This window comes from Natrarchaeobius oligotrophus (assembly GCF_003841465.1).
Taxonomy (GTDB): domain Archaea; phylum Halobacteriota; class Halobacteria; order Halobacteriales; family Natrialbaceae; genus Natrarchaeobius; species Natrarchaeobius oligotrophus.
This window is the reverse complement of sequence record NZ_REFZ01000003.1, coordinates 249,406-260,711: the sequence shown is the minus strand read 5'-3', so window position 1 is coordinate 260,711 and position 11,306 is coordinate 249,406. Positions and strand designations below refer to the sequence as shown.

At 62.2% G+C, this 11,306-nt stretch carries 12 protein-coding genes; 6 read left to right on the top strand and 6 right to left on the bottom strand.

Going from position 1 to position 11,306, the window contains the following annotated elements:
* Positions 1 to 3: 3 nt before the first annotated feature.
* Positions 4 to 225: a YgaP family membrane protein gene (locus EA472_RS06175; protein WP_124190636.1), complete on the bottom strand. Its 222-nt coding sequence runs from the start codon at positions 223 to 225 to the stop codon at positions 4 to 6.
* 90 nt (positions 226 to 315) lie between these two features.
* Here EA472_RS06175 and EA472_RS06170 point away from each other — a divergent pair, with 90 nt between their 5' ends.
* Positions 316 to 972, top strand: coding sequence for a helix-turn-helix domain-containing protein (locus EA472_RS06170; RefSeq protein WP_124190635.1), 657 nt, complete (start codon positions 316 to 318; stop codon positions 970 to 972).
* Between the two features lie 86 nt (positions 973 to 1,058).
* On the top strand, positions 1,059 to 1,337 hold the full coding sequence (locus EA472_RS06165) for a DUF5808 domain-containing protein (RefSeq protein ID WP_124190634.1): 279 nt from the start codon (positions 1,059 to 1,061) through the stop codon (positions 1,335 to 1,337).
* A 78-nt stretch (positions 1,338 to 1,415) separates the two neighbouring features.
* On the opposite strand, the gene EA472_RS06160 is transcribed toward EA472_RS06165, so the two are convergent.
* Complete coding sequence (locus tag EA472_RS06160) at positions 1,416 to 3,086, bottom strand: NADH-quinone oxidoreductase subunit D (RefSeq protein WP_124190633.1); 1,671 nt, start codon at positions 3,084 to 3,086, stop codon at positions 1,416 to 1,418.
* Between the two features lie 85 nt (positions 3,087 to 3,171).
* On the opposite strand from EA472_RS06160, the gene EA472_RS06155 reads away from it, so the two are divergent.
* Positions 3,172 to 3,822 (top strand): helix-turn-helix domain-containing protein, encoded by a 651-nt coding sequence (locus EA472_RS06155; RefSeq protein ID WP_124190632.1) that lies wholly within the window; start codon positions 3,172 to 3,174, stop codon positions 3,820 to 3,822.
* 90 nt (positions 3,823 to 3,912) lie between these two features.
* Here EA472_RS06155 and EA472_RS06150 read toward each other — a convergent pair whose 3' ends face one another.
* Entirely contained in the window at positions 3,913 to 4,152 is a 240-nt protein-coding gene (locus EA472_RS06150; RefSeq protein ID WP_124190631.1) for a hypothetical protein, read from the bottom strand.
* Positions 4,153 to 4,561: 409 nt separating this feature from the next.
* Between EA472_RS06150 and EA472_RS22760 the strand changes: the two genes are divergently transcribed.
* The 3 genes from EA472_RS22760 to EA472_RS06140 all read left to right on the top strand — a co-directional run bounded on the left by EA472_RS22760 (position 4,562) and on the right by EA472_RS06140 (position 6,390).
* A complete protein-coding gene (locus EA472_RS22760) occupies positions 4,562 to 5,014 on the top strand; it encodes a helix-turn-helix domain-containing protein (protein WP_207891128.1) in 453 nt (150 codons plus the stop codon).
* Positions 4,995 to 5,693 carry an IS630 family transposase gene (locus EA472_RS22755; RefSeq protein ID WP_207891134.1) on the top strand — a complete coding sequence of 233 codons (699 nt, stop codon included), beginning with the start codon at positions 4,995 to 4,997 and terminating at the stop codon, positions 5,691 to 5,693. The genes EA472_RS22760 and EA472_RS22755 overlap by 20 nt, the downstream gene beginning before the upstream one ends.
* A 283-nt stretch (positions 5,694 to 5,976) precedes the next feature.
* A complete protein-coding gene (locus tag EA472_RS06140) occupies positions 5,977 to 6,390 on the top strand; it encodes a hypothetical protein (protein ID WP_124190630.1) in 414 nt (137 codons plus the stop codon).
* 78 nt (positions 6,391 to 6,468) lie between these two features.
* Here the strand turns inward: EA472_RS06140 and EA472_RS06135 are convergent, their stop codons facing one another.
* The 3 genes from EA472_RS06135 to EA472_RS06125 all read right to left on the bottom strand — a co-directional run bounded on the left by EA472_RS06135 (position 6,469) and on the right by EA472_RS06125 (position 11,211).
* A complete protein-coding gene (locus tag EA472_RS06135) occupies positions 6,469 to 7,599 on the bottom strand; it encodes a hypothetical protein (protein WP_124190629.1) in 1,131 nt (376 codons plus the stop codon).
* A gap of 1 nt (position 7,600) precedes the next feature.
* On the bottom strand, positions 7,601 to 9,829 hold the full coding sequence (locus tag EA472_RS06130) for a hypothetical protein (protein ID WP_124190628.1): 2,229 nt from the start codon (positions 9,827 to 9,829) through the stop codon (positions 7,601 to 7,603).
* Positions 9,830 to 10,314: 485 nt separating this feature from the next.
* Positions 10,315 to 11,211 carry a hypothetical protein gene (locus EA472_RS06125; RefSeq protein ID WP_124190627.1) on the bottom strand — a complete coding sequence of 299 codons (897 nt, stop codon included), beginning with the start codon at positions 11,209 to 11,211 and terminating at the stop codon, positions 10,315 to 10,317.
* Positions 11,212 to 11,306 lie beyond the last annotated feature (95 nt).

Genomic DNA, 11,306 nt, shown 5'->3' with positions numbered 1-11,306 from the left:
CGCTCACTCGAGTCGACAGGAGTCGTCGGTCGTGTCGATCCCGAGCAGGTAGTTCCCGCCGCAGAACCGGGTGAGCGCGTTCTGCAGCAATCCGAGTCCGGCGACGCCGGCGATCGCGGCGCGCTCGCGTTCGTCGTCGTGGTAGGCCGCGAACGCGACGACGAGCAGCCAGATGCCGAGGACGCCGCGAACGATGCGATCGAGTCCGCCAACGTTTCGGTGCATATCCGTTCGGACGAGCGCTCGAGAGGAAACGATTTGGCCGAACGTTTCTGCCTCGTTTATTATCCGCCACTCCAACTAGCCGACGAGACGATGAAACGCGTCCGGATCACGCTCGACCCCACCGGCGAGTTCGCGCCGCCGCTGTACGAGCGTCTGGCCGGCGGCGCGTCGTACCTCGAACGGGCCTGGATCGTCAACTGGAACGTCGCGCGGCCGCCCGCGGCGTTTCTGCTGTGGCTCCGCGGCGACTACCGCCGGTTCGAGGCGGAACTCGAGTCCAGCGAGACCGCCGACGAGTACGAACTGTTACCGATCGGAGACCGCGAGTGTCACTGCTTTCTCGAGGGAGAGGTCGCCGCGGCCGCGCGAACCCTGTTCGAGAACTTCACCCGTGGGAGCCTGCTGACGATTCCGCCGATCGCGTGCAACGACGACGGAACCAACACGTTCTCGATCGTCGGCACGGACGCCGACATCCAGGCCGCCGTCGACGGGGTTCCCGACGAGGTCGGCGTTACGATCGAGGCGGTCGGGGGGCGCTCCGTCGCGCCCGAGAGCGCGATCGGACGGCTCTCCCCGCGCCAGCGGGCGGCCGTCGAGGCCGCCCTCGAACTCGGCTACTACGCGGTGCCCCGGGAGGCGACGATCGAAGACGTCGCCCGCGAACTCGAGTGTTCGACGGCGACCGCGGGCGAACACCTCCAGAAGGCCGAAGCGGCGGTGTTGCACGATCTGTTCGACCGGTGACGATCCGAGTGGATGGCGAGCGACCGCGCTTTCGTGGCGCGACCGAGCACCCAATACTCATATCAGGTGAGGACGTACGTTCGCCCATGGTAGACAAACCGACCTCCGGAGAGATTCTCGGAGTGCCGTACAACTTCGACCGACCGAGCCTCAGTCGCATGATCTCCTCGTACTGGCAGCCCGGCGAGGGGATGCTCGTCGAGAAGCCCTTCGGCGTCGGCTACACCCTCAACCTCGCGAACTGGCGGTCGTGGGTCGTCGTCCTCGTCGCCGGTGCCCTCCTCTGGCATCAGGAACAGAGCGCCTCGGGTTCCACGGAGCAGTCCGACGACGAACCCGTCGAGGTCATCGTCGACGACGACTGATCGGGCCCGTTCGTTGCGTCTTTCGGCTTTCCGTTTCTCGAGCGGGCGCTGCGGCGTTCGCTCCCCGCGACGCCGTGGTTAGCGGTCGACCTCGCCCATGATGCAATCGAGGCTGCCGATCGCCGCGATGAGGTCCGCGACGTACTCCCCCCGTGCGATCGCGGGTAACGCCGAGAGGTTCGAAAACGAGGGGCTGCGGATCTTGAACCGGGCCGGCGTCTCGGTGCCGTCCGACCGGATGTAGATGCCGAGTTCGCCTTTCGCCCCCTCGACCGCACGGTAGAGCTCCGCGTCGCGGTCCGGTTTGAGCGTTCGGGGCACGTTCGCCCTGATCTCGCGGTCGTCTTCCGGCCAGTCCTCGAGCAGGTCGAGACACTGCTCGACGATCTTCGCGGACTCCTCGACCTCCCCCATGCGCACGAGCAGCCGCGAGTAGTTGTCGCCGGCCGATTCGGTTACCACGTCCCACTCGAGGTTCGGGTAGTAGCCGTAGGGGTCGTCCCGGCGGAGGTCGTAGTCGACGCCCGAACCGCGAGCGACGGGACCCGTACAGCCGTAGGCCTTCGCGACCTCGGGCTCCAGGACGCCCGTGTCGACGCACCGAAGCTGGAACACCTCGTTCGTGACGAGCAGGTCGTGGTACTCCGCGACCTTCGCGGGCAGGCCGTCGAGGAGGTCCCGGACGAGCGAGACGAACTCCTCGCGGGGCTCGGGCAGATCCCACGCGACGCCGCCGAGGCGGAGGTAGTTGAACATCATCCGCTGGCCGGTCAGCTCCTCGAGGACGTCGAGGACGAGTTCGCGGTCGCGCATCGCGTACTGGAACGTGGCGGTGAACTCCCCGAAGACGTCGAGCGCGTACGCGCCGAGGGCGATGAAGTGCGAGGCCATCCGGGAGAGTTCGGCACCCATCGTCCGGATCACCTGCGCGTATTCCGGTACCTCGAGGTCGGCCAGCTCCTCGGCGGTCCGGGCGTACGCCCACTCGTTGAGCAGCCCCGACGAGACCCAGTCCCACCGGTCCGGATAGGGCATGATCTGGTGGCGGTAGGTCCCCTGCTGGCACAGCTGTTCCTCACAGCGGTGCATGTAGCCGACGTCGGGTTCGACGTCGACGACGGTCTCCCCGTCGAGGACGACCTTGACGTGCATGACGCCGTGGGTCGCGGGGTGGTGCGGACCGACGTTCAGAAACAGCGTCTCCCCCTCGGGATCGCGCTCGCTGCCCGCGATCGGGTTGGCGTGCTCGGAGAGCGTGACGATCTGGGGTTTCTGCCGATCGTACGCGAGCGACAGCGGGTGACCCTGCCACGTCTCGGGCAGCAGGATGCGCCGGAGGTCGGGGTGGCCCTCGTACTCGATGCCGACGAGGTCGTAGGCTTCGCGTTCGTGCCAGTTCGCCGTCTCGAAGATCGGCGCGGCGGACTGGCTCGTCGGTTCGTCGACCGGCGTCGGCACGACCACGCTCGCCTCGCGCGTCGCGTCGGCGTACGAGCGCAGGTGGTAGATCGTCTCGAACCGATCGGCGTACTGCTGAGCCGTGACGCACGCGCAGTGGTCGAGTTCGGCCTCGTCCCGCAGCGCGGCGAGGACGTCCCGAACCTCGTCGGGACGAACCACCGCCGCCGGCGCGTTCAGGTGATCGTCGCGGTCGAGCGCGTACGCCTCGAGTATCGCCTCGAGCGCGTCGTCCGTCGACGCCGACTCCCCGACCCCTCCAACCGACTCGAGTGCAAGCTCCGAAAGCATCCCGTTCGAGACTCGAGGCCGATTCCGGGAGTCGATTCTGCGTCAGTCGCTAGGGCATTTATATCAGGAGACCGAACTGCAATCGATGAAGTCGGTTCGGCTGACCCTCCAGCTCGGTTCCGATACCGTCCACCCGATGCACCGGTTCGTCGCGGACCACGAGTCGTTCAGCCGCTACCGGATGATCAACTGGAATCACGCCCACGACGGCTACAACGTCTTTCTCTTTCACGTCGTCGGCGACCGCGAGGCCTACCGCGAGCGGATCGCGGACCTCGAGAACTTCCTCACGGTCGACGTCACCGAGGCCGACAGCGAGGGGTTCTACGTGTACGTCCGCGAGGAGCCCGGCGAACTCGGCGAGCAACTGATCGCGGCGTTCGCACAGGGGAGCCTGGTGCCGATCCCGCCGCTCGAGTACCGGATGGACCTCTCGTTGCGATTCGGCCTGATCGGCGAGCCGGACGACATCCAGGCCGCGCTCGCGGCGGTCCCCGACGGGATCGAGACGACCGTCGAGCGCGTCGGCGAGTACCGAGGCGGCGGGCGCGCGGTCGAGACGCTGACCGCCAGACAGCGCGAGGCGCTCCGGGTCGCCCGCGATCTCGGGTACTTCGCCGTTCCCCGCGAGGCGAGCGTCGAGGACGTCGCCGCCGAACTCGACTGCGCGCCGGGGACCGCCGCCGAACACCTCCGCAAGGCCGAACGGCGCGTGGTGGAGCGCCTCGAGTTCTGAGACGAATCGCCTCGAGCCGGTGCGGGCGGTACCCGAGCGGCGATATCGGGCGATCGCGGTCGGGTTCACCGATCGGCAGCGGCGCGGACGCTACGATCTCGTCTCCGCGAACGCTCGAGCCTCGGCCGTGAACGCGAGCATGCCGATGCCCGCGATGCAGTCGGGACAGCACGTCTCGGCGACGCCTTCGTACCGGTCGGCGAGCGCGGGACAGGGGTCGCTCGAGAGGCGGATCACCCGATCCTCGGGAAGGCGGTCGCCACAGCGGTCGCAGACCGTCGCGGGCCGGTCGACGCCGGCGGTATCGGCCGCGTCGTTCGCGGAACTCATCGCCGCCACCCCCGTGGCCGACGGTCAATGCTCGGTCGTTCGCCGCTCTCTCGGGCGTCGCGCCGTCGCTCACGGTCGCTCGAGTCCGTGAGAGCGCCGTCCGTGGTCGTTCGGTTTTCGCGTGCGATACTGAGCCGTCGTGCGAGACCTTTTTGTCTCGGTGGCAGGAACGTAAGCATGGCAACCGAGTGTACGCTTGGAAGCCGCTCGCCTCGGGTGCCTCACCACCCGGGGCGTTTTCACGTGCACGCCCACGCGGTCGCGTTTCGGAGCGAACGACTTCCATCCTAACAATCGGACTGGTCGATAATATAATTACTGGCATCTGCGGAAGAATAGCGACGGGGACTGAGTATCGTCCCAACCGTGGACAGACTAGGTTATCTCCCTTGAGCGCCTCTCTACAGGAATGGGACGGAAGAAGCACGTTGTCGATCTCTCGAATGAAGAACGGAACGAACTGAAGAGATTTGTCTCGAAAGGCGAACACAGAGCCGAGGCAATCACTCGAGCAAAGATTCTCCTGAAATCCGACGAGGGGCTCACAGATCCGACGATCTGTGAGCACCTCAATTGTGCAATTTCCTCGCCCTATCGGACACGCAAAGCGTACGCTGAGAGAGGGCTTGCGGCGATCCACCGCCGCAAGCCCGACCGAGACTACGAGCCGAAACTTGACGGTCGAGCTGAAGCCCATCTCGTCGCATTGGCCTGTTCGGAGCCACCCGAAGGCCGATCTCGCTGGACGTACGCTCTTCTGGCTGACCGTCTCGTTTCCCTCGAGGAGATCGAGTTCGACTCGATCTCCGAGGAAGCCGTTCGACGGCGGCTAAAAAAACGACCTGAAGCCACACCGCTCTGAGTACTGGCTCATTCCGCCCAAGGAAAACGCGGAATTCGTCTACCGCATGGAAACACTCCTGTCGCTGTATCAAGAACCGTACGACGAAAGCCGTCCGGTCATCTGTTTCGACGAATCTAGCAAGGAGCTTCGCAAGCACGTGCGCGACCCGCTCCCGGCGACACCGGGAGCGGTCGCTCGAGTAGATCATCACTACGAACGCAATGGGAAACGAATGCTTCACATGGCGACTGAGCCGTTGACAGGTCAGTGTCGCCTTCACGTGACGGAACGTCGGCGGACATGTGAGTGGATCGACTGCATGCAGACGATAGCGGACGACTACCCGGATGCGGACTGCATCCGGGTAGTCTTAGACAACCTCAGCACGCACAATCCCGCCGCATTCTATCGGTTCTTCTCGCCCGAAAAAGCACGCGAGTATCTCGGTCGGTTCGAGTTCTACTATACGCCCACGCACGGAAGTTGGCTGAATATGGCCGAACTCGTCTGGAGCACGCTCCAGACTCAGTGTCTCAACCGCAGAATTCCGGACGCAGCGACCCTCCAGTCGGAGGTCGCTGCGTGGGAAACTGAGCGTAATGAGTTGGATGTCACGGTCAATTGGCAATTTACAAACGAAGACGCTCGCACGAAACTACACCGGCTCTATCCGACTATCGAGGATGCTGAGAACTAGTCACTCGACGGTTGGGAAGCTACTAGACGTGATCTGTCGCCGAATGAACGGTATAACCATCAAACCCCGATTCTACCTCGAGTAGGTAGACACCGTTCCTTTGTTCGGCTTCGAGCGTTTGTCAGCCCCCCAAGAGATCTGCTTGCTACTCATCGTCAGCCCCTCGTGTTTTCCGCCGCTCGGCCCCGGCGTCGTCGATCGCCTGCTCGAGTTCGGACCTCACCACGTCGACTGACTAAAAGCGAATAACAGTCCTTTTATACTCAAAATAGAACATGCAAATATGGTTTCCCAGTTCGAGGTACTCACCGGCATTTGGGTCCTGACTACGGCACTCCTGCTCGTCGTCCACCTCACCGACGACCGCCGGGAGGCGACCACTCAGGGGATCATCCTCGCCGCTGGGCGGAGCATCCTGACGGCATTCGTCGCGGTGGGGGTGCCGACCATCGTCGTCCTCGGGATGGATGCGATCACGCCGCTGACGGATCCCCGGGGTCGAACACTACCCGGCTACTTCGGTGACGTAGCCGCAGTCATCGCCGCCGCTACCGGCCTGTACGTGGCGTACCTCTCCCGCTACCACCAGTCCACGGCGGACGACGGCGCCATACTGTCCGGCGCCGGACAGCGAACTACCTTGCAGATTATTGGGACCGGGATGGCTGCTGCCGGATTGGCTGCCGGGTTCCTGTGAGCCGTGTCCCTCGGCAGGGGCCCGCCGCTGTGAATCGGAACCGCGTCGGCACTCCAGAAAAACGGGTGGAAGCGACAGTCAGTGCTCGATTCCTGCCCCCATGGCTCGCTCGATGGAGTCGACGATGGCGTCGACCTCGGAAGTGAGCGAGGCCCGTTCAGCGCCGGACAGCATTGCGAGAGTCTCTATTTTCGATGGGAGACCGGAGAGGCCCTGCTTGGTGGAGAACAACTCCTGGTTCGCTCCCTTCGCGTCCATAGACCCGTCATCGAGGTCATCGCGGACAGTTTCGAGGTCGCGGCGCGACCGGTTCGTGATCCGCAGGAACGATCGCATCGAGCGATCAGTCTCCTGTCCGATTCCCTCGAACACGTCTCGGAGGTCTTCCAGGGAGGTGATCGCATCCTCGACGTATCGCTGCTTGTCCGCGACGATCACCTGTATGGACTCGGAGACCCCATCCGCCCCCGAGCCGATCTGAATCGTCAGCGTGTACCTCCCGGCGGGATTCGATCGGGAGACCTCGACGGTGAGTTCGGCCTGTTCGTCTGGACCGATCTCCGAGACGGTCGCCGGTCTCACGTCGACACCCGAAAGCGGCGTCTCGTCGACGTCGACATCGAGATCGGTCGCGGCCTCGCCACCTGCGTTCCTGACCACAACGGTCGCACTCGTCTCGACAACGGTCCCGGTTGGGGGACCACCACCGTTGCCGCCCCCCCGGTTGGGGTTTCCGTTCCCGGAATTGGGTCCCCGTCCGCGGGTAGTTTCGTCCACCGCCTTCTGGACCTCGAGTGAGCTGTCGCTGTCAGCGACCAGGATCGGCCCTACCTGCTCCAGGGCATCGTCCGCGCGAAGTTCTTCGTACGCGCTGTCTAGCGTCTCCTGTACGTCGATCAGTTCCTCGGTGATGTTGGCACCGCGCTCGAAATCGAGTTGGCCCGATGCCAGCGCATGCACGAGGGCACCACTCTGGGCGCGCAGTTGACGGGTCTGCTCGCCAGCTTCGATGACAGTTCTGGCGGTCGTCTCACGGTCGTCCTGAGTGATTCCCTGGGTGAGGTATCGGCGTGCAGCGACCTCTCGTGCGATATCGACTCCTGTCTGTGCACTGAGCACCTCGAGGTACTCGTCTGCGAGCGCTATCGCCTGCTCACCGTCGTCCTCACGGAGTGCTGTCAGGAAGTCCGTGTAGATCTGCTCGACCATCTTAGCTCACCTCCTCGATTACGTTGGTGTTGATACCAGCCGTCGTGATAGTGGTGATATGTGCGAGAAGCGTCAGCGCCTTCCCGATCGCCCCCACCCGACTCAGGACGATCAGAACATCGATGGCGCTCAGGATGCCGAGTATTACGAGCAACAGTCCCGTCGATGGGATGATCGCCGGGACGCCAACCACACTAGAGAGAGACGCTGCTGCCACGATGGCGTAGATAAATAGGACTGCAAGCCCGATCATGATACTCGCGTACATGACACCCCGTGTCAGCGTATCGATAATATCGAATACGGTGGAGGCACCCCTCGTGACGAGATTGGTCGCCTCCTGTCCCGACTCGGACAGGTTCTCGCGGTCTTCCGGGTCCTGCTGTTCCAGCCCGCCGGTCTCGATCTCGTCTTCGAGATAGTCTACTCCCACCGTCATCGCCGGTTCGATGCCAGTCGCGGTGATAGCGGACTCGAACGAAGCCAGGGTATCGAGTCGGTCGGCGAGGTCGTCGAGCGTCGACTCCGCCTCGTCGATCTTTTCTGACTCGAACTCGTAGGTCATGTCGAACTCGGTGTCGACGAACGGAATGTCGACGTACGGGATATCGACGGTAAACCCGACCTCCGTCGGGAGCGAAACCGTCGGGAAGTCGAGGGAGTCGTCCACGATTTTCTCCCCGAACCAGTAGTAATCGAACGCGAGTTGATTGAACCGCTCTTTGGTATCGTCGACGATCGCCTGAATGTCGGCGTACAGGTCGTCTGGGACGTTTTCTCCGGCAGCTGTCGCCACGTTCATGACCCCTCTGATGGATTCATCCCGCAGCGAATCTCGCAGGGTACGGCGTTGGGATTCCGTCAGGCCAGCATTCTCCCTGAACTGCCTCGGATACGTATCAACGTACTCATCGACCTGCCGCCCGAAGTCCACAGATCTGCGACTGATCAGGTTGTCGAATTTCGTCGCGTACTCTGCGAACTGCCCGGTGATCGTCCGGGTCGTTGCCTTTGCACCGCCGGAGATTTGCTCACCGACTAGTTTGACCGCCCGCTGGGCGATACTGGCGTTCCCGAGGCCAAGCGTTAACGCCTCGATCCCAATCGTCATCATGGCGTTAACGACCGCGTTTCCGGTTCGCGTGACGATATCCTCGACAGGCTCTCCAGACGCCTCTTCGGCGACTCGTTCGCTGCTGACCAGTCTGTTGAGTGCCTCTGTGTACTGTTTCTTCTCGTCGGTCGTGAGGTCATCGAGTTGTCGCTCTGTGTCCTCAACGAACTGGTCCGCCGCGACGTCGACGTCGGATGGCTCTGCGAACGCCGCGGTGTTTGACCGGATCTGTGTAATGAGGTCCCGTTTTTCGTCGAGCAGATCTTCGACACCCACGAGGCCGCGGTTGGTGATCTGTTCACCTTCGCCTTCCTCGAGGTCTAACCGGAGCAGCGAGGAGTCGATCCGATCCGCTTCGTCAGGCAGAATCACGTTGTTGGCCCAGGCGAAATACCGGTAGTCGACCAGCGTGGACGAACCGGTCTTCCGACCCATGATCCTGAAGTCGTCACTAGTGACGAACCCGCTGGCGTCGTAGTAGGATTCGCCAACTGCCTCGCCGTCGATGTAGACCGTGTAGGTGTTCTGGTCAGCGTCGAGAACGATCCGGATCTGGTACCAGTTCCCGTCCTGAAAATCCTCGTCGACGAAAATGTCGTTGCCGCCGAATGGATTCCTGAAGAACAGCCCGTTGCCCGCGATTCCGTTCGTGAACGCTCGGAACCCGGTCTGGATACTGTCCTGGTCGTTGAACAGATACGCCAGTTCCCCGCCGGAGTCGTGTCGCCAGATGATGTCGACAGTCAGGTCGCCTGTCGTCTCGTAGCGGAAATTGAAGTTGACGCCACCATCGTCACTAAGCCGCAATGCGTACGAGTCATCACCGAACTCGTCCGGGTCCAGACTGATCCACTCGTACGTCGATGCATTTATTTCGGCGGTTACCGGTTCGGTCGGGTTGACAGGCGAACTTCCCGACGTACTTCCTGCCTGGACGGTCCCCGCCGTCGTGACTTCGTCACTGTGGAGGGGATTCCCCTTGTCGTCGACCTTGTCGAAATCGTACTCTCGGCCGTCATCTCCTGCCGCAATTCCCGAACCTCCGAGACCGACGACAGTAATTGCACTACTATATCGAAGTAATTCCCGTCTGTTATATGATTGTTCTCCGCTCATGTATTAGGTATCTATCCTGTATGCTAAGGCGCAGGTCCTCCCCATCGGAGGTATCCTACCTACGGTCCATCTCGTCATCCAGAGAGTTATTTATTCTACACCTTTAGAATAAGTTACGAAATCCTATTATAATATTATATCTTTCGATGTGGTTTCAATGCTGGTATTTGAATAGAGAATCAAAACACCATCTTGCATGTCGGATCTTGCGATAGGACGTTTTTTCGACGTACAGGAGTTTTCCTTCGATTCTGTGGTCACAAACACTCGAGATTTACAGCACTAGTTGTTTCCAGGGTCCCGGTGACACCTGACGTCTTCAGTGAACGCTCTCGAGCAGTCGGCGGTCTCTGACCGACGACGACCGATCGAGAGACAGACAGACAAGTAACCAGACAGGCAACCAACCGCAATCGCGCGGGAATGCTGTGAGTCCTGCAGAGTGATTGCCTTCTCAGGTGGGTTCGAGCAACCCGGGGACAGCCTCAGCCGTCGACGTCAGCTGTCTCCGGACACTCTTGCTCGGGTGCTCCAGTTCCTTCACCAGGGATCTCTGCATCTTCCATCAGCAGGACGCGCCGCTCGGTGTACTCGAGACCGTTCTTGCGCTGTCGCGTTCGTTTGATCGCGAGGCGGTTCTTTGAGAGGTCGAGCAAGGCATCGATCGTCCTCGAGACGAGTTTCTTTGCGTACTCGTCACTGATGCCCTTCTCTTGCCGGCGGATCCAGTGTTTCATATCGCTCGCTGTAACGTACTCACGGACTCCTGTACTGCCCTTCTCCCAGGGGTTGTCACCCACACCGGGATCGGTACGCGCCTTCCAGAGCTTGGCAGCGAGCCGGGAAGGCAGCGGGGACGTCGTTGCATGGAGCATGTCATCGTCCATCTTGGCGAGTTGCTGAATCGGCAGGAGATCGCCGTGTGCCAGCGCGACGTCGCCGCCACGCTCGAGTGGATCGTCGCTCTCTGGGAGTCGAAAGTACTGCCGACCGTCGTCTTTGCCGATCCGTTCGAGGCGGCCGTCCGCAACCTCGATTTCGCTCCGGTCGACGTTCTCCTCGAACAGATGCGCGCCCTTCTCGAGTTCGCGGGCCTGAAGTTCGCCGACGCGATCCTTGTTCGCGTTCAGCTTCTTTTCGTGGGCGTCTAACCGTGCCTCGATCGGTGTCTGTGCGTGCTCGAGTTCTTCGACCCGTGCCTCGAGACGCTCGTTCGCTGCTCGCTCTCGGCCGAGTTCGGCCTCGAGGTGGTCGAGACGCTCCTTTTTCTGCTCGAGGCTGGATTCGAGCGCGGCGATTCGCTCTCGAAGCGACTCGAGTTCGTTCGGTAGCGTCTGGATGGGCGATTCGTTCGGTCCGGATGACTCGGTGTTCGTGCTCATGGCTTTGGGGTCCGTGGATGGGTCGTTGAGAAGACGATGCAGCTGCTGAATCGCGATCAGGCGGGCGGCGTCGGCGAACGGCGGGAGTGGGCGGT